We start from the raw sequence: 16,900 nt of genomic DNA, 5'->3' as shown, positions 1-16,900 counted from the left end.
ACAAGCTATGTCAACACAGCCCAAATCGATCGCGTCTCGCGCCGATAAACCGGCCCCATCGACTCAGACTTCGGAGATCAAAAGACCCAGCCCTGACCTTAAAAAAACGCCTCTCCTCGCGCCCTTTGAAACGCTTGACCGGATGGCCCACGCAAGCGTCGCAAAGGCAACCTCAGGGCTCTCACCTTCGGTGCTGGCCGAGGCGTGGATGGACTGGGCAACCCACCTCGCCGTCTCGCCGGGCAAGCAGTTGCACCTGATGGAGCAGGCCTTCCGAGACGCTCAGACCGTTTGGATGGCCAGCCTTGGTATCGGTAAGCCAGAGGCTGCGCCAGACACATCGCAGGCCCTGAACCCCGACCGTCGGTTCGCCGGTGAAGCCTGGCAGAAATACCCCTTCAACGTCTGGTCTCAGGCACATCAGCAGTCCTGGGCTTGGTGGCAGGACGCCACGGGCGGCGTGCACGGCGTGACGCCCGAACATGAAAACCTCATGGGTTTTGTGGCCGGTCTGATGACCGACACGGCCGCACCGTCGAACTTTGCCATGACCAACGCGGACGTGATCTCGGCCACTCTTACTGAGCATGGTCAGAACCTTGTGCGCGGTGTGAAGAATCTGACCGAAGACCTGATCGCGAAAACCGGAACCGCACCGCCCGCTGGACCGCAAGTCTTTGAGGTGGGGCGCAATCTGGCGACCACGCCCGGCAAGGTGGTGTTTCGCAACGACCTGATCGAGTTGATTCAATATTCGCCTGCGACCGACACAGTTCGGCCAGAGCCGATCCTGATCGTGCCTGCCTGGATCATGAAATACTACATCCTCGACCTGTCGGCACAGAATTCGCTGGTCGCGTTTCTTGTGGCCCAAGGCTTTACCGTATTCATCGTGTCCTGGAAAAATCCGGGCGCGGAAGACCGCGATCTGGGCATGGAAGACTACCGCCAGCTTGGCGTGATGGAGTCCATTGATGCCGCCCTCGCCATCACAAAAGCGCCCAAGCTGCACGCTGTCGGCTATTGTCTTGGTGGCACCCTGCTCTCGATCGCAGCGGCGGCGATGGGCCGGGACGGTGACGCGCGTCTGGCCTCGGCCAGCTTCCTTGCAGCACAGGTCGATTTCACCGAGGCCGGACCGCTGCGCTTGTTCATCAATGACAGTGAGGTCACGCTGATCGAGGACATGATGGCCGAAAAGGGCTATCTCTCCTCTGATCAGATGGTCGGCGCCTTCGCGCTGCTGCGCGCCCGTGATCTGATCTGGGCGCCTGCGATCCACAATTATCTGCTGGGACAGCGCAGCGATGCCTTCGATCTGATGGCGTGGAACGCCGACGCCACACGGATGCCCGCGCGGATGCATTCCGAATATTTGCGTAAGCTGTTTCTCAATAATGACTTGGCCGAAGGCCGATATCATGTCGAGGGCAAAGCGATTGCCGTCTCTGATATCCGCGCGCCGATCTTTGCCGTCGGCACCGAGGATGACCATGTCGCCCCTTGGCAATCTGTCTACAAGATGCAGCTTCTGGCTGATACGGATGTGACTTTCGTGCTCACAAGCGGCGGACACAATGCAGGCATTGTCTCAGAGCCCGGCCATGCAGGACGGCATTTCCGGATCGCTGAGACCAAAGCTAATGCCACCTACCGCGATCCCTCCGAATGGCTTGAGAAAAACGCGGCCCAGGACGGTTCATGGTGGACTGGCTTTGCCAACTGGCTTGCCGCGCGATCCAGCGCGCTTGCCGCACCGCCAGCGATGGGCGCACATTCCGGCGCGTACACAGCGCTGTGCGATGCGCCCGGCTCTTATGTCATGCAGCGATGACGTCGCTGGAGGGCAAAACCGTGCTGGTGGTTGGGGTTGCGAACGCCCATTCCATCGCAGCCGGATGTGCGCAGGCCTTCGCTGATGCGGGGGCCGAGATCTCAATGACCTATGTGAACGAGACGGCCAAACCCTATGTGCAGCCAGTTGCCGACGCCGTGGGGGCAAAGCTGTTACTGCCACTCGACGTCGAAGCCGAGGGGCAGATGGACGCCGTTTTTGCGGCGATCGACGCGCGCTGGGGGCGGCTCGATGTTATTGTCCACTCCATCGCCTTTTGCGTGGCAAAGGACTTGCACGGTCGGGTTGTTGATTGCTCCCGCGCGGGCTTTGCACAGGCAATGGACATTTCGGTCCACTCGCTGATCCGCATGGCACAGCGCGCCGAGCCGTTGATGACAAAGGGTGGCACGATCCTGACCATGACGTATTACGGCGGCGAAAAAGTCGTTGATCACTACAATATCATGGGGCCGGTCAAGGCGGCCCTAGATGGCACGATGCGCGCCCTTGCGGTTGAGCTTGGCCCCAAAGGCATCCGTGTGAACGCGATCTCGCCGGGGCCGCTGCAAACACGCGCCGGGTCCGGCATCGCCCATTTTGACCAGTTGATCGACGCCGCACGAAGTCGCGCACCCGAGCAGACTCTTGTGACGATCAAGGATGTGGGGGATGTCGCAGTCATGCTGGCAAGCGACGGCATGGGCCGCGTCACTGGTGATGTCACTTATGTCGACGGAGGCCTGCATGTCCGCGCCTGAACCGATGCAGTATATCGAGAACAAGACCTACGCCGAGATCGCAGTGGGCGACCACGCGGAGCTGACGCGGACATTGAAACCGCAGGATATCGAATTGTTCGCCGTTATGTCCGGCGACGTGAACCCGGCGCATGTCGACGCCGAATACGCAAAGACAGACATGTTCCACGGTGTGATTGCCCATGGCATGTGGGGTGGCGCGCTCATTTCGGCCGTGCTGGGCACAGAGTTGCCCGGCCCCGGCACGATTTTCCTGAACCAGAGCCTGACATTCGAGGCTCCGGTCGGGCTTGGCGATACGGTGACCGTACGGGTTGAAGTGACGGAAAAGCTTGAGAAAGGGCGCGTGCTACTTGCTTGCACCTGCCTCAACCAAGACGGCATTTCAGTCATCGAAGGTGTCGCACGTGTCATCGCCCCACGCGACAAGGTGCGCCGCCCGCGCGTCGTCCTGCCCGAGGTCCATCTGCATGTCCAAGGCGCGCAATATGCCAGACTGATCGCAGCAACCGAGGAACTGGAACCGGTTCGGACCGCAGTTGTGCATCCCTGCGATGCGCTGTCCCTGAGCGGCGCGCTGGATGCCACTCGGCAAGGGATAATCCTTCCCGTTCTGGTCGGACCAAAGGCAAAGATCGAAGCTGCAGCACAAGAGGCTGGGCTTAGCCTTAAGGGATTTGAGGTGATCGACACACCCCATAGCCATGCCGCAGCCGAGGCGGCGGTGGCCCTTGTCAGGGCGGGCACAGTGGATGCCCTCATGAAAGGCGCGCTGCACACTGATGAGTTGATGGAAGCGATCGTCGATACCACCCTTGGCCTTCGTACCGAGCGGCGGATGAGCCATGTCTATGTGCTGGACGTGCCGACCTATCCCAAACCCCTGCTGATCACAGATGCCGCGATCAACATCTATCCTGATCTTGGCGTTAAACGCGACATTGTCCAAAACGCCATCGATCTGGCACGCGCGCTAGGGACGTCCCTGCCAAAGGTCGCAATCCTTTCAGCAGTTGAGACTGTAAACCCCCGGATAACCTCGACGTTGGACGCCGCCGCCCTGTGCAAAATGGCGGATCGGGGCCAGATCACCGGCGGGTTGCTGGATGGTCCGTTGGCTTTTGACAATGCCATCTCTCCGGTAGCGGTCGCTGCCAAAGGGATCGTGTCGGATGTGGCGGGCATCGCAGACATCCTCGTCGCCCCGGATCTTGAGGCCGCGAACATGATTGCCAAGCAGTTGATCTATCTGGCCGGTGCCGATGCCGCAGGTATCGTGCTGGGCGCACGGGTGCCGATCATCTTGACCAGCCGGGCCGACAGCACGGTGTCGCGGCTTGCCTCTTGCGCGTTGGCACAGCTTGTCATCAACCACCAGCCATCAACACTGCCATGACAGATGCAATCCTTGTGCTGAACGCAGGCTCTTCCAGCATAAAGTTCGCAGTGTATCCCTATGCACCGGGCAGCCCACCCCCGATACTACGCGGCAAGATCGCAGGGATCGGCACAAACCCGGTCTTTTCGGTACGTAAAAATGTAGGGGTTGCAGAGCCAAAGGCCAGTCCGATGCCGCTTGAGCCGTCGGCAGGGCTAGACGTTCTCATTCCAAAATTATTGGACTGGCTGAACTCCAACCGTAGCGGTGTCGCGATCCGGGCCGCCGGGCATCGCGTGGTGCATGGCGGGCGCACGCACGCCGAACCGGCGCGGGTCACCGATGTGCTGCTGACTGAACTTGAGGCGCTGGTGCCGCTTGCGCCACTGCACCAGCCGCATAACCTTGCGGCAATCCGCTGTGTCGCCGCCGCCCTGCCGGGTCTGCCGCAGATCGTCTGCTTCGACACCAGCTTTCACCGGACGCAAAACCGCCTGTCGCAACTCTTTGCTCTGCCCCGTGCAATGACTGACGAGGGAATAGTGCGTTATGGCTTCCACGGTCTGTCCTATGATTACATCGCGGGCACCCTACCGACCCATCTTGGCGGCCGTGCCAATGGGCGTGTGATTGTCGCCCATCTGGGCAGCGGAGCCAGCATGTGCGCGATGTTGAACCGACGCAGTGTTGCAACCAGCATGGGGTTCACCGCACTTGACGGGCTGATGATGGGCCGTCGCTGCGGCGCGATCGATCCGGGCGTCGTGTTGTATTTGATGCAGGAAAAAGGCCTGACTGCACAGGACGTCACATCGTTGCTCTATACGAAATCCGGCCTTCTCGGTGTGTCAGGCATCAGCAATGACATGGCGGCACTAGAGGCAAATGCCGCAGTCCCGGCACAGGAAGCGATCGACCTATTCTGTTATCGTGCAGCAGGTGAATTGGCCCGGCTCGCAACCGCCATTGGTGGGCTCGACGCCATCGTCTTTACCGCTGGGATCGGCGAAAATTCTGCCCTCGTGCGTCGTCGCATCTGCGATCGTCTGCTCTGGATGGGTGTGGAGATCGACACCGACGCAAACGACAGACATGCCACCCGCTTCGGCTCGCTGAGTTCCAAAGTTGACGTACTGATCATCCCAACTGACGAAGAGATCATCGTCGCGCGGGCAACCCATGCGTTGACCAGCGCCAAACCTGCTCCTACGCGGCTTAAGCCCTGATCTGCATCAGCGCAGCATGGCACATCAAGGCTTACCCTGTCACAAAGTGTACAGACAATCGCGCGACGACACCATTTCTGCCAATCACAGGACAGGAGACTACAATGGCGATGTCCATGACCCAGTTGGGCCAAGATCCGGCTTACGCGCGTTTTCTTGGGGCACCGGTCGGTGAAGACCGAACAGGCACCAGCGTGTCTGTCCTGTCGATGCTTGCCCGACTGAACGTCGATCCGTGGAATGAGGCGTCTGATCTGGCCAAGATGCAAGAGGCCCCGGCACGGCAAAGACTGGAAGCGTTATTGGCCCGTTTCGAGGACGTGCCCACACTGCTAGCGGATCAGGGCCGCGTTGCGTCGGGACTTCTGGCCTTTCTGCCAAATCGAGCAAAAACCGCGGGACCCTCCGGAAATGGCTCGGTCGCTCAATCTGTGAAACTGCCAACCGGCGCGCCCCTCTATTGGATCATCGCAGCAGCCCTTTTTCTTGGCTGGATCGTAACGCTGGCTCAAGGGAACTGAGATGCAAATACCTACAAATATCAAGAAACTCCGCGAGATGTCGGACATTGACGAGGGCGCGGCATGACACCGGATGACACCTTATGGACTCTCGAAGAGCGTTTCTGGACGGAAGGTGCTGACAGCGCCCGCCATATGACCGCAAAAGACGCCGTCTTTGTGTTCCCCTACCCCGTCGGGATCCTGCGCGGCGATGCGCTGTGGCGAGAGGCTGATGTCGCGCAGAGATGGCGCACGGTCGTGATGAGTGAGCGTCAGGTTTCACGGCAGGACAACATTGCGGTTCTGGCGTACCGCGTGTCCGCTGAGCGGGGCGACCTGCCGATCTATGAGGCGCTTTGCACCTCGACCTACCTGAATGATGACGGCACATGGTTGCGGTTAGCGCACCAGCAGACGCCGGTGGGGGATGGGCAGGGAGCGTGAACGCGGGAAGGTCTGGATTGAGCCCGAAGTAACTGATGCTGCACAGTGCGTGAATGTCTGCTAGTAGAATCAATGCAGGATACGACTAGAGGTTTGTAAGCAATGGGCGACGCGAACAAGGAAACCGCATGGAACAACCTAGTGATGAATGCCGATCCGGAGTTGTATGAAATCGGTGACGAACGACGAAACGCCGCAATAGCCTGCCTCTACATGGGAGGGGCAAACAATGGCGGCGTAAACGCATTTCTAACGAATTACTCGGACTTGGATGGTCAAGAGGTGCTTCAATCGCTTCAAAAAATTGGCGCAAATCCTGCGGCCGCCCAGTTTAGAGGCATCCTAGCAGCGTTGGGCGAACACCTTCCGACCGCCACTGAAGAGGAAAGGTGGGAAAAACTGGAACGGCTTTGGACTGACGAACTTGATGAAATGGACCTCTTAACTTCTGATGCAGACAAAAGCTTGGTAACAGCGCTCGAAGCCCATGTATCAAAACACATCGAATACTATTTGAAGTTTCCCGCCACGGAATAAGTGTCAGCGCCGAAACGGACATTTGTCCGGAAATCCTCAAAGTCCGGATTGTCCGCATAGCAGACTCCTCAGCCTCAAACCTCCCCGCTAACCTCCGTCAGTCCGCCGTCCGCCATCATCGCCTAGCCTTGCCTGAACGGTCGCGCATCAAATCGCGGCCCTTGCTGGCAAAGGACACCCAATGGCAAACCCCGCAGCGCCCCCGGCTGAGCCCACCAAACGGTTCAGCTTTCCCTCTGCCTATACCATCCTCTTCGCGCTGATCGTGATCATCGCGGCCCTGACATGGGTGATCCCGGCGGGCCAATACGCGCGCGTGGCCTCCGAGGCGCTTGGCAAGGAACTCCCCGTGGCGGGGACCTATGCCCCCACCGAGGCCAACCCGCAGGGCGTCTTCGATGTCATCCTTGCCCCTATCGCAGGCTTTTACGATCCTGGCAGCTATACCGCGAACGCGATCGACGTGGCGTTGTTCGTGCTGATGATCGGCGGGTTCATCGGTGTGGTGACGGCCACGGGGGCCATCGATGCGGGCATCAAGCGCGCCATGACGCGGCTCAAAGGGCGCGAAAAGTGGATGATCCCGATCCTGATGGGGCTTTTCGCACTCGGCGGCACGACCGAAGGCATGGCCGAGGAAACACTGGCCTTTTACGTGCTGCTGACCCCCGTCATGATCGCCGCAGGCTATGACTCCATGACAGCCGTGGCGGTGATCCTGTTGGGCGCTGGCATCGGTGTGCTTGGCTCGACTGTGAACGCCTTCTCTACCGTCATTGCGTCGGACGCGGCAGGTGTTGCCTTTACCGACGGGTTGATGCTGCGCTTTGTCATCCTTGGCATCACTTTTGCGGCCACCGTGGCCTATGTCATGCGCTATGCCGCACGGGTCAAAGCCGATCCTTCCAAGTCGTTTGTCTATGATCTGAAGGCTTCGAACGAGACGCATTTTGGCACGGTCGAGGCGGTCACCACGGACTTTACCGGTCTGCATAAAATCGTCCTGCTGCTTTTTGGGGCCACCTTCGCCGTCATGATCTGGGGCGTGTCGCTGGGCGGATGGTGGATGGCCGAGATGAGCGGGCTGTTCCTGTTCGCGGGCATCGCCATCGGCCTTGTCGGACGTCTGGGCGAGAAAGGTATGGTCGAGGCCTTTGTCGGCGGCGCGCGCGACCTTCTGGGTGTCGCGCTCATTATCGGGCTTGCACGCGGTATCGTCGTCATTATGGACGCCGGTCATATGACCGACACCATCCTGCATTGGGGGGAAGGTACAGTCGCGGGCCTCAACCGGGTCGTGTTCATCAACGTGATGTACTGGATCGAAGTGGTGATGGCGTTCTTCGTGCCCTCGACTTCGGGCCTTGCCGTTCTGTCGATGCCGATCCTCGCGCCGGTTGGCGACTTTGCCGGGGTCGAGCGCAGCCTGATTGTCACAGCATTCCAATCTGCGACCGGCGTCGTAAACCTCGTCACACCCACCTCCGCCGTGGTCATGGGCGGCCTCGCCATTGCGCGCGTCCCTTATGAGCGCTGGCTTCGCTTTGTCTGGCCCGTGCTGCTGGGCCTCACTGTCATCATCATGGCCGCCCTCAGTCTTGGCGTGCTGCTGCAAGGAACCCCAACATGACACACGATGCTTCATTGGCCTACGGCGTCCGCTCCGAGGCGGGCAAACTGCGCCGCGTTCTGGTGCATAAACCCGGTGCAGCGATGGCGCGGCTGACACCCGCCAACTGCGCCGAGCTGCTGTTTGATGATGTAATCTGGGTCAAACAGGCGCGGATCGAGCACATGACCTTTGTTGATGCGATGCGCAATCGCGGGGTCGAGGTCGTGTTCCTGCGCCAACTCTTGGCCGAGACATTGGCTGACATGGAAGCCCGCCGCTGGATTTTGGAGGCACGGATTACCGACGATACCGTGGGCATCGGCCTTGCCGACGATCTGATGGCGCATCTGATGGAAATCTCAGCTGATTTGCTGTCCACCATTCTGATCGGCGGGATGAGCAAGGCAGAGTTACCGATTGCCGAAAAGGGCGTACTTGCCCCTATGCTGGATCCGGCTGATTTCATCCTGCCGCCCTTGCCCAACCACATCTTCACCCGCGATACGACCTGCTGGATCTATGGTGGTGTTACGCTCAACCCAATGCACTGGCCTGCACGGCAGTTAGAGACGCTGAACCTTGCTGCGATCTATCGGTTTCATCCGGATTTCAAGAATGCCGGGTTTCCTATCTGGTGGGGTGACCCACTGGCAGATCACGGCCCCGCAACAGTCGAGGGTGGCGATGTCATGCCGATCGGCAATGGATGCGTCCTCATTGGCATGGGCGAGCGGACGACACCTCAGGCCGTGGGCCAGATCGCGCGTGGGCTTTTTGCAGGCGGCGGTGCTACCCGCGTTATTGCCTGCCAGTTCCCTAAATCCCGCAGTGCGATGCATTTAGATACGGTCTTCACCTTCTGTGACCGTGATCTGGTCACGGTCTTTTCCGAAGTGACAGATGCAATCCGCTGCACAAGCCTGCGCCAAACGGACCACAAAACCATTGCAGTTGAGGTTGAAACAAAACCCTTCCTCGATGTGGTCGCGGATGCTTTGAATATCAAGAAACTTCGCACCGTGCCAACAGGCGGCGACGCCTATGAGGCCGCACGCGAGCAATGGGACGATGCCAACAACCTTCTGTGTCTCGAGCCCGGCGTTGTCGTCGGATACGAACGCAACGTCTACTCTAACACCCTTCTTCGCAAGGCGGGTGTCGAGGTCATCACTATCCCCGGATCAGAACTTGGCCGTGGACGCGGTGGATCACATTGCATGACCTGCCCACTGATCCGCGACGCCATTTAAAGGAATAACAAATGCCACAGAACCTTCGCGGACACAGTTTCATTAAGCTACTCGATTTCACACCGGACCAAATCCGACACCTGCTGCAACTCGCAGCCTCCCTCAAAATGGCCAAGGCAGGCGGATATGAACGCCCCATGCTCGAAGGCAAGAACATCGCCCTGATATTTGAAAAGGACAGCACCCGCACCCGCAGCGGGTTTGAGGTCGCCGCCTATGATCAGGGCGCCCATGTCACCTATCTGGGTCCGTCAGGCAGCCATATCGGGCACAAGGAAACCATGAAGGACACCGCGCGCGTACTGGGCCGATTCTATGATGGCATTGAGTATCGCGGCTTTGGCCAGAAAGACGCAGAGGTGCTGGCCAAATTCTCTGGTGTGCCGGTATTCAACGGGCTGACGGATGAATTTCACCCCACCCAGATCCTTGCCGACCTGATGACCATGAAGGAAATCACGCACAAGCATCTTTCAGATATCGCATTTTGCTTCATGGGGGATGCAGGCAATAACATGGGGTCAAGCCTGATGGTCGGTGCCGCCCTGATCGGCATGGATATTCGCCTGTGCGGCCCACAAAGTTGCTGGCCCGATGCAGACCTTGTCACGCGATGTCGACACCTGGCCGAGACCACGGGTGCGCGGATCACCCTGACCGAGAAGCATGCCGAAGGGTTGGAAGGGGCCGATTTCGTCTACACCGATGTCTGGGTCTCCATGGGCGAACCTGATGACGTCTGGGAAGAGCGGATCGCGCTGCTACAACCTTACCGCGTGACAACCGAGGTGATGGAAAAGACGAAAAATCCCTATGCCAAATTCCTCCATTGCCTGCCCGCCTTTCACAACCGCGACACCGAAGTCGGCGAAGCGACGTTTCAAAAGTTCGGAATCGATTGCATGGAAGTGACCGAAGAGGTGTTCGAAAGCGCCGCCTCCGTCGTATTCGATCAGGCAGAAAACCGGATGCATTCGATCAAGGCGGTCCTCGTCGCCACAATGGGGGCCTGACATGCGCATCGTTGTGGCTCTTGGCGGAAATGCATTATTGCGCAGAGGTGAGCCGCTGACCGCAGCCGTTCAGCGGACGAACGTAAGGCTTGCGGCACTTGCGCTGGCTGATCTGGCGCGTGACCATGAAATCATCGTGGCCCATGGCAACGGACCACAGGTTGGTTTGCTGGCCCTCCAAGGTGCGTCCTATGATCCTCAAAAACCATGGCCGCTGGATGTGCTGGGCGCTGAGACAGACGGCATGATTGGCTACTTGATCGAACAGGAATTGATGAACGCGCTCCCCAAGGGATCGCGTTGTGCATCTCTCCTCAGCCGTGTGGAGGTGGACCCGAAAGACCCTGCCTTTGACACCCCCAGCAAGCCCATCGGTCCTGTCTATACGGATAAAGAGGCCGCGTTGGCTGCAAGCGATCACGGCTGGCAGATGGTGCAGGAAGCAACCGGTGGCATGCGCCGGATCGTTCCGTCGCCAATGCCCCTTCGCGTCATCGGTTTGGAGGCCATAAAGGTTCTTTTGCACGCTGAGCATATCGTCATCTGCGCAGGCGGTGGAGGCATTCCCGTCATTCGAAACGCGAGCGGTGACATGGAGGGCGTCGAGGCGGTCATCGACAAGGACCGAACGTCAGCCCTTTTGGCCCTCGGCCTCGACGCAGACGCGCTTTTGCTGCTGACTGACGTACCAGCCGTCTACCAAGATTTTGGCGCTCCCAATCAGACCGCCATCAGCACGACGACGCCAGCGAAACTTGGGAGCCTTGACCTTCCGCCCGGCTCGATGGGTCCAAAGGTCGCCGCTGCGGTGGCCTTCGCAACAGCCAGTGGCAAACTCGCCGGAATAGGACAGCTGACCGATGCCCGCGCCATCATCGAGGGTCGTGCCGGAACACGAGTGCTTGCAGACCATCCCAAAGCGCGCCAACGCCGGGTGGATGAAACGTCAGCACGACAACCAGGCGTATCTGACCTTCGAGGCACGCAGTGAAACTCACACCCTTCCCAACACCCCTCAAAAACGGCGTATCCGTTCTCGTGAGGGACGTGACATCGACAGATCGCCATCTGTTGGAGATTGGTTTCGCGCATTTGTCTGGTCGTGCGAGATATTTTCGGTTTCTGGGGGCGCACACCCCCCTCACCGAGAAAGAACTGGACAGGATCACAGCCGCAAACGACCCCGACCACGTCGCGGCAGGCGCTTTGCTCAGATGTAGAACAATACCGGAACCGATTGGCATCGCGCGATATATACGGCTACCCGATCAAAAACATGTCGCTGAGATCGCCATTTCCATTGCCGATCAGTATCAGCATCAGGGGCTGGGCGGTCTTCTCCTTGGCGCGCTGGCGAAATTCGCGAGGCAAGGCCGAATTACCGAGTTCAATGCCCTGATCCACAGCGAGAATACAGCAATGCTGGGGCTTCTTGATCAATTCGGTGGAGTGCAAACAGCACTTGGCGGTGAAGATATTGAGGTTACATTTCCGGTTTCTACCATTTCTGTGCATGTTCCCAAGTCATCTGCTGACAACCGCGAAACACGGGGGGGAGCCGTTCGGGCAATCATCAACCGGACGTCGGCCAAACTCCGCCAGTTTGTGAACTTCCACCCGGAATTTTCGGAAATCAATGCCCCAGACCAACCTGCATCAGTGTGGGAGAACGAGGGCGGCGCGATAGTCTGAAGGTTCACTGGATATCGGTGGACATGTACCAGTCCGAGTGAGCCGGAGACACGCGGGGCAATCTGTCACCTCGTCCGATGTCCCGCGTGTTTCCCTTTTCCGGACCGTCCACGAAAGGACAAGTTAATGACACCCGAAACCAATAAATCGACCAACGCTGCCGACAAGATGAAAACCGTGAAGGCCGCCTGGGACAAAGCCCCGTCTGGTCCGAAAAAGGACGCGGCACACAAACACTACCAGGCCGCTGAAAAGGCGCACACCGCAAAGAACGATGCGGACACGCACAAAGCACTCGACGCGGCAACACACGCACTCGCGTAACGCTGCCCGCCTGAGTTAAATGCGCGGTCGCCTTGCAACCCTTGTTTGGCGACCGCGTTTGATCTGTTTTCAATTCGACCCTTCGAACAGATTTCCAACCATATCGGACCAAAGGATAGTCAAATGCACCTCAGATCCATTCTTCTTGTACCGGTCTTTTTTGGCCTCACTGGATGTCTCGGAAACGATACAGAACGCGGCATCGCCGGTGCAGCCGGCGGCGCTGTGATTTCCGGTGCGACGGGCGGAAGCCCTGTGACAGGCGCTGTTATTGGCGGCGCTGCGGGATATTTTTGCAGAGACCTGAATGTGCCCGGCTGCCGGAACGAATAGAGAGTTATAGCTCCTTGGCGTCTGTGCTTGAGCCACTTTCCCTCGGGCACGAATGACAAAAGAAAACTGAAAGGAAGACCATAATGAGCCGCAACGTCTTGTTCGTCTTGATCGCAGGTCTCGCCGTCGTCGCCCTTACTGCAATCTATTTTTACTACCGTGAAAGCCAAAGCGGCGTCGATATCCAGATCAACGAGCAGGGCATTTCCATCGATGGAAACTAACTTCTAACATCAGTCCACATCGAATTCGAACCGCATAACGCTACTGACCGTCTGGGTCGATGAGTGGCCGCATACTGCACAACAGTTTAGGAAACGCTATGTCACTTGGTACAATCCTGATCATCATTCTTGTCATTTTTCTGCTTGGTGGAGTTAGCGGACGCTTTGGTGGCTATGGCTACGGCTTTGGTCATGCGGGGACCGGTGTGCTTGGCACCGTGCTGATCATCGTGCTTATTCTAGTGCTACTTGGACGCATCTGAACCCTGCCTACTTAAACCGTCACTTTATGAAAGGAGCGGCCCAACCTGATCCAGATAGGTCATCTCAAAGTCCGCAAATTCAACCAGCCGATCATAGTCATCAAACGTGACAAAATCATCGCGGAATGTGACCAGTCCTTGTTCGCGCAATTGCCGCAGAACCCGGTTGACGTGGACGGCACTTAACCCAAGGGCATCGGCCAAAAGATACTGTGTCAGAGGACAGGCGTATCCCGCCCTGCTTCCCAAGCCGACAAGGGACAATCTGGCCCCAAGTTCGAGCAGAAAATGTGCCATGCGTTCAGCCGCATCACGACGCCCGATATCTACCAGATGCTCCACCACCATCGCCTCGTCGCGGGACGCCGCCCAAAAGACCGCTGTCGCCAGCCGCGGCGTGTGCGAAAACGCCTCCAGAAGGTCAGCAACATGAACTTCCGTCACTTCGATATCAGTGACAGGCTCGATACTATGATCTGAGATGTGCAACACCACACTCCGTAGCCCAAGAAAATCGCCTGGTATCTGGAAATCAACAATCTGCCGCTGCCCATCGCGAAGCAGTTTGTAGGAACAAGCCCACCCAGAATTGAGAATGTATGCGGCATGATCCGTTTGGCCCTGATGCACCAGACCGCGCCCAGCGGCAAAGGTACGGCGGCGCTTGTGCAAACCTTCCAGGATGGACAGTTCAGCCTCTGATAAGGCTACAAAAGCGCTCAGTTTGAGTACAAGCGGCTTGCTCTGCATCATAGGCTCCTTTCCACACAAATACTGGTTACCTATCAAAGAGAAATCCGCCGCGACTGACATGGATCAGCCCAAAGAGACGTGATCTTTGAAACACTGCAGTTACCGCCGCACAGGTTCGCTGCGCGCGTGCAACAATCCTGAAAGGCAAACACAGTATGTCTGACCATAGCACGAGTGCTGGTGTGGCCGCCTTATCAATCTGCGAAGCGCTGCTTCTCGCGCTGAATGATGCAAAGGTCCTACCAGAAAACGAGATTATGGGTGTTCTCAAGGATGCCGCCGCCACACATGAAAATGCGGGAGGGTCCGACAGAGAGATCGAGGAACATAACGCGGTCGCTACGCTGATAAACAAGATCATCGCTGGCGGAAATTCTGTCCGCAGAAGTTAATCGAGGCGTTCAAGCCCTTTCCGGCAGGGTGGCGGCCCAAACGGATTGGTGTCGCCCGCGCGCAGTCCCTGGCCACCGCCGTATTGGGCCAACACTCACTCATCCTCAGTCGCGTTTAGTACCTGAAATGATCGCAGTTTCACAAAGGAACATCGAATGTCTGAACTCATTGTCGTTGCATATGACACGCCCGCCAAAGCCGAGGCTGCGCGTTATGAACTCTTTGGAATGGCAAAGGAATACCTTGTGGAGATTGCGGATGCCGTAATCGCGACAGCGGACAAGGATCGGAACATCAAGCTGGATCAAATGGTCAATATGTGGACCGTTGGTGCAACCGGTGGTGCGTTTTGGGGCCTTTTGGCGGGTCTTATCTTCTTCAATCCCTTATTGGGCTTGGCCGTTGGGGCCGGAGCAGGTGCAATTTCAGGCGGTCTTTCCGACTACGGGATAGACGACGATTTCATGAAAGACGTATCAGGTGCCCTGCAACCGGGTCAGGCAGCGCTGTTCATGATGATGCGGTCTGACGCGTCGGACCGCGTCATTGAACGCCTGAGCAAGAAGGGTGGACACATTCTGCGCACGAACCTAGATTCAGTTGCAGAAAACCATCTGCGCAACCATTTCGATACCAAACACTCAGAAGGCACGCGAACATCAGAAACAGTTTCCGAAACCTCGGGCTCGGCTTTGCGGCACTGGGTGTGGCTGCGATCTTTGCCCCTGTGGTGGCAACGCTTGTAGTTGAACAACTGGTCGCTTGGCTCTTTGTGTTCTGGGGCCTCGCCGGTCTGGCCTTTGCCAACAGTTTCCGTGTGATCTTTGACTGGCGCATCGTAACGCTGTTTTTCGCCGCTGTGTTAATTATAGGGCTCTCATTCGTCTTTTTCCCTGATCGCGGCGCGGCATTCATCACTGGGTTCATCGTCATTGCATTTCTGCTCGATGGCGCTCTCTCGATCACTTTTGGGCTGAGATTGCGCAATCAGATATCAAGCTGGCGCTGGATCATAGCAAGCGGGGCTTCAGCGGTCATTCTTGGAGCTGTCATTTTGGTGCAGTGGCCGACAACCTCCACATGGGTTCTGGGCTTTTTGATCGGTCTGAATTTCTTATCAACTGGCATTTCGATGCTCCTGATGTCGCGTTCCGCAGGAAAACTGGCCCGGTGACCGAGCCCAAGATCTCGACCACAAAGTTCCATTGCCATGTTTGTCAGAAGGCTTTCCCGCCGTCTCGCATTCGGCCTTGGGTTTCCGTCAGACCCGGCGTTTCCGAACTGGTCAACGCAGCCTATCCCGGCTGGAACGCAGGCAAGCACATCTGTCGCTCCGATCTCGCAACGTTCCGCGGTGCCTATGTCGAAGCGCTGCTTGAGAGAGAACGCGGCGAATTGAGCGATCTGGACCGCCAAGTTATCGAAAGCCTTCAGTCTGGCCAATTGGTTTCGCAGAACCTGTCAGATGCGATCGAGGAATCAACGTCATTCGGGGAACGAATGGCCGATCACGTCGCCGCGTTTGGCGGTAGTTGGCCATTCATCATTTCATTCACCGCAATCTTGGTCATCTGGATCACTGTCAATGCAATCGGGCTGATGGTGCGGCCATTCGATCCCTATCCTTTCATTTTGCTGAATCTCGTCCTGTCCAGTCTTGCGGCCCTTCAGGCCCCAATCATCATGATGAGCCAAAGGCGTCAGGATACCAGAGACCGGATACAGGCTGAAAATGATTACCGCGTCAATTTGAAGGCAGAACTCGAAATCAGGCAACTGCACGAAAAGATGGACCACCAATTGGCGCAGCAGTGGGACAAGCTTGCGGAATTGCAACAAATCCAGATCGAACTTCTGGAGGAACGTTTGATTGATCGTCCCTGAACAGGCACGTCCACCGCCGCACATTGTTCGCGTCCTAGAACAGCCTGTTGTCCGGAAGGCTGTTCCAATCCTGGTCACCGGTGTCGCTGTTTACGTCTTGCACAAGTTTGCGAGCCAAGTTCACTGGGCGCATGTGAAAACCGATATCGCCGGAAGTTCAAAAAAAGCCCTCGGTATCGCGCTGCTCTGGCCTGTGGTCAGCTTTTTCGCGCTTTCCTTTTATGACGTGCTTGCCATGCGATCCGTTGCGAAGGAAAAAGTTCCGGACAAGATCGCAGGGCTTGCGGGCGCAAGCGGCAACGCGATCTCGAACTTGCTGGAGCTTTTCTATCTGAAAGGGCGCGGAGCGCGCGACATGTCATTTACCGATCTCGGGTTTGAACTGCCTGAAGTTCGCATTCTCGGTAGTTTAGCCACCGCCATTTCTAGCAACAATTGAAACTTAAGCGCGCTTACTCTGTTGTTGCCGTCCTGCT

21 protein-coding genes are annotated in these 16,900 nt (G+C 57.6%); 20 read left to right on the top strand and 1 reads right to left on the bottom strand.

From position 1 onward, the window contains the following. The first annotated feature begins 7 nt into the window (after positions 1-7). From ARCT_RS25825 to ARCT_RS27510, 15 genes are all read left to right on the top strand, one after another. Positions 8-1,834 (top strand): PHA/PHB synthase family protein, encoded by a 1,827-nt coding sequence (locus tag ARCT_RS25825; RefSeq protein WP_084300817.1) that lies wholly within the window; start codon positions 8-10, stop codon positions 1,832-1,834. Continuing rightward, the gene (gene fabI / locus ARCT_RS0110310) at positions 1,831-2,595 is read left to right on the top strand and encodes an enoyl-ACP reductase FabI (RefSeq protein WP_027239996.1); all 765 of its coding nucleotides are present in this window, start codon (positions 1,831-1,833) and stop codon (positions 2,593-2,595) included. Before ARCT_RS25825 ends, fabI begins: the two co-directional genes overlap by 4 nt. Beyond that, positions 2,582-3,991, top strand: coding sequence for a bifunctional enoyl-CoA hydratase/phosphate acetyltransferase (locus tag ARCT_RS0110305; RefSeq protein WP_205855522.1), 1,410 nt, complete (start codon positions 2,582-2,584; stop codon positions 3,989-3,991). Before fabI ends, ARCT_RS0110305 begins: the two co-directional genes overlap by 14 nt. Next, the gene (locus ARCT_RS0110300; RefSeq protein ID WP_027239994.1) at positions 3,988-5,199 is read left to right on the top strand and encodes an acetate/propionate family kinase; all 1,212 of its coding nucleotides are present in this window, start codon (positions 3,988-3,990) and stop codon (positions 5,197-5,199) included. The genes ARCT_RS0110305 and ARCT_RS0110300 overlap by 4 nt, the downstream gene beginning before the upstream one ends. Before the next feature lie 104 nt (positions 5,200-5,303). After that, the gene (locus ARCT_RS0110295; protein WP_027239993.1) at positions 5,304-5,720 is read left to right on the top strand and encodes a hypothetical protein; all 417 of its coding nucleotides are present in this window, start codon (positions 5,304-5,306) and stop codon (positions 5,718-5,720) included. 63 nt (positions 5,721-5,783) lie between these two features. After that, a complete protein-coding gene (locus tag ARCT_RS0110290) occupies positions 5,784-6,146 on the top strand; it encodes a hypothetical protein (protein WP_027239992.1) in 363 nt (120 codons plus the stop codon). 102 nt (positions 6,147-6,248) lie between these two features. Then, positions 6,249-6,683 carry a DMP19 family protein gene (locus tag ARCT_RS0110285; protein WP_027239991.1) on the top strand — a complete coding sequence of 145 codons (435 nt, stop codon included), beginning with the start codon at positions 6,249-6,251 and terminating at the stop codon, positions 6,681-6,683. A 181-nt stretch (positions 6,684-6,864) separates the two neighbouring features. Then, positions 6,865-8,313 carry a YfcC family protein gene (locus ARCT_RS0110280; RefSeq protein WP_027239990.1) on the top strand — a complete coding sequence of 483 codons (1,449 nt, stop codon included), beginning with the start codon at positions 6,865-6,867 and terminating at the stop codon, positions 8,311-8,313. After that, positions 8,310-9,545: an arginine deiminase gene (gene arcA, locus ARCT_RS0110275; RefSeq protein WP_027239989.1), complete on the top strand. Its 1,236-nt coding sequence runs from the start codon at positions 8,310-8,312 to the stop codon at positions 9,543-9,545. Before ARCT_RS0110280 ends, arcA begins: the two co-directional genes overlap by 4 nt. An 11-nt stretch (positions 9,546-9,556) precedes the next feature. Further along, positions 9,557-10,558 (top strand): ornithine carbamoyltransferase, encoded by a 1,002-nt coding sequence (gene argF / locus ARCT_RS0110270; protein WP_027239988.1) that lies wholly within the window; start codon positions 9,557-9,559, stop codon positions 10,556-10,558. 1 nt (position 10,559) lies between these two features. After that, positions 10,560-11,549, top strand: coding sequence for a carbamate kinase (locus ARCT_RS25820; protein ID WP_084300815.1), 990 nt, complete (start codon positions 10,560-10,562; stop codon positions 11,547-11,549). Beyond that, a complete protein-coding gene (locus ARCT_RS27055) occupies positions 11,546-12,250 on the top strand; it encodes a GNAT family N-acetyltransferase (protein WP_051360661.1) in 705 nt (234 codons plus the stop codon). The genes ARCT_RS25820 and ARCT_RS27055 overlap by 4 nt, the downstream gene beginning before the upstream one ends. Before the next feature lie 126 nt (positions 12,251-12,376). Continuing rightward, complete coding sequence (locus ARCT_RS0110255; RefSeq protein ID WP_027239987.1) at positions 12,377-12,574, top strand: hypothetical protein; 198 nt, start codon at positions 12,377-12,379, stop codon at positions 12,572-12,574. Positions 12,575-12,990: 416 nt separating this feature from the next. Then, on the top strand, positions 12,991-13,131 hold the full coding sequence (locus tag ARCT_RS28365; protein ID WP_169731214.1) for a hypothetical protein: 141 nt from the start codon (positions 12,991-12,993) through the stop codon (positions 13,129-13,131). Between the two features lie 98 nt (positions 13,132-13,229). Next, the gene (locus ARCT_RS27510; RefSeq protein ID WP_084300813.1) at positions 13,230-13,394 is read left to right on the top strand and encodes a DUF3309 family protein; all 165 of its coding nucleotides are present in this window, start codon (positions 13,230-13,232) and stop codon (positions 13,392-13,394) included. A gap of 24 nt (positions 13,395-13,418) precedes the next feature. Here ARCT_RS27510 and ARCT_RS0110235 read toward each other — a convergent pair whose 3' ends face one another. Then, a complete protein-coding gene (locus ARCT_RS0110235; RefSeq protein WP_027239985.1) occupies positions 13,419-14,147 on the bottom strand; it encodes a Crp/Fnr family transcriptional regulator in 729 nt (242 codons plus the stop codon). A 155-nt stretch (positions 14,148-14,302) separates the two neighbouring features. Between ARCT_RS0110235 and ARCT_RS0110230 the strand changes: the two genes are divergently transcribed. The 5 genes from ARCT_RS0110230 (at position 14,303) to ARCT_RS0110210 (ending at position 16,863) form a co-directional block, all read left to right on the top strand. Beyond that, on the top strand, positions 14,303-14,539 hold the full coding sequence (locus ARCT_RS0110230) for a hypothetical protein (RefSeq protein ID WP_027239984.1): 237 nt from the start codon (positions 14,303-14,305) through the stop codon (positions 14,537-14,539). Between the two features lie 156 nt (positions 14,540-14,695). Then, positions 14,696-15,286, top strand: a complete 591-nt coding sequence (locus ARCT_RS25810; RefSeq protein WP_084300811.1) for a DUF1269 domain-containing protein — start codon at positions 14,696-14,698, stop codon at positions 15,284-15,286. Beyond that, positions 15,271-15,714: an HdeD family acid-resistance protein gene (locus ARCT_RS25805; protein WP_240476294.1), complete on the top strand. Its 444-nt coding sequence runs from the start codon at positions 15,271-15,273 to the stop codon at positions 15,712-15,714. Before ARCT_RS25810 ends, ARCT_RS25805 begins: the two co-directional genes overlap by 16 nt. Continuing rightward, entirely contained in the window at positions 15,711-16,424 is a 714-nt protein-coding gene (locus ARCT_RS0110215) for a DUF1003 domain-containing protein (protein WP_240476293.1), read from the top strand. Before ARCT_RS25805 ends, ARCT_RS0110215 begins: the two co-directional genes overlap by 4 nt. After that, positions 16,411-16,863, top strand: a complete 453-nt coding sequence (locus ARCT_RS0110210) for a hypothetical protein (protein WP_027239982.1) — start codon at positions 16,411-16,413, stop codon at positions 16,861-16,863. Before ARCT_RS0110215 ends, ARCT_RS0110210 begins: the two co-directional genes overlap by 14 nt. Positions 16,864-16,900: the final 37 nt, after the last annotated feature.

Origin of the sequence: Pseudophaeobacter arcticus DSM 23566, from assembly GCF_000473205.1 — a bacterium.
Classification (GTDB): domain Bacteria; phylum Pseudomonadota; class Alphaproteobacteria; order Rhodobacterales; family Rhodobacteraceae; genus Pseudophaeobacter; species Pseudophaeobacter arcticus.
Note: the sequence above shows the minus strand (reverse complement) of the source record. Positions and strands in the feature narration are given on the sequence as shown.

Coding starts and splice junctions, on each gene's coding strand:
- ARCT_RS0110285 (WP_027239991.1), top strand. CDS start 6,249: ATGGGCGACGCGAACAAGGAAACCGCATGGAACAACCTAGTGATGAAT.
- ARCT_RS0110230 (WP_027239984.1), top strand. CDS start 14,303: ATGTCTGACCATAGCACGAGTGCTGGTGTGGCCGCCTTATCAATCTGC.
- ARCT_RS0110300 (WP_027239994.1), top strand. CDS start 3,988: ATGACAGATGCAATCCTTGTGCTGAACGCAGGCTCTTCCAGCATAAAG.
- ARCT_RS25820 (WP_084300815.1), top strand. CDS start 10,560: ATGCGCATCGTTGTGGCTCTTGGCGGAAATGCATTATTGCGCAGAGGT.
- ARCT_RS28365 (WP_169731214.1), top strand. CDS start 12,991: ATGAGCCGCAACGTCTTGTTCGTCTTGATCGCAGGTCTCGCCGTCGTC.
- ARCT_RS0110235 (WP_027239985.1), bottom strand. CDS start 14,147: ATGATGCAGAGCAAGCCGCTTGTACTCAAACTGAGCGCTTTTGTAGCC.
- arcA (WP_027239989.1), top strand. CDS start 8,310: ATGACACACGATGCTTCATTGGCCTACGGCGTCCGCTCCGAGGCGGGC.
- ARCT_RS0110255 (WP_027239987.1), top strand. CDS start 12,377: ATGACACCCGAAACCAATAAATCGACCAACGCTGCCGACAAGATGAAA.
- ARCT_RS0110290 (WP_027239992.1), top strand. CDS start 5,784: ATGACACCGGATGACACCTTATGGACTCTCGAAGAGCGTTTCTGGACG.
- ARCT_RS27510 (WP_084300813.1), top strand. CDS start 13,230: ATGTCACTTGGTACAATCCTGATCATCATTCTTGTCATTTTTCTGCTT.
- ARCT_RS25810 (WP_084300811.1), top strand. CDS start 14,696: ATGTCTGAACTCATTGTCGTTGCATATGACACGCCCGCCAAAGCCGAG.
- ARCT_RS0110295 (WP_027239993.1), top strand. CDS start 5,304: ATGGCGATGTCCATGACCCAGTTGGGCCAAGATCCGGCTTACGCGCGT.
- ARCT_RS0110280 (WP_027239990.1), top strand. CDS start 6,865: ATGGCAAACCCCGCAGCGCCCCCGGCTGAGCCCACCAAACGGTTCAGC.
- ARCT_RS25825 (WP_084300817.1), top strand. CDS start 8: ATGTCAACACAGCCCAAATCGATCGCGTCTCGCGCCGATAAACCGGCC.
- fabI (WP_027239996.1), top strand. CDS start 1,831: ATGACGTCGCTGGAGGGCAAAACCGTGCTGGTGGTTGGGGTTGCGAAC.
- ARCT_RS0110305 (WP_205855522.1), top strand. CDS start 2,582: ATGTCCGCGCCTGAACCGATGCAGTATATCGAGAACAAGACCTACGCC.
- argF (WP_027239988.1), top strand. CDS start 9,557: ATGCCACAGAACCTTCGCGGACACAGTTTCATTAAGCTACTCGATTTC.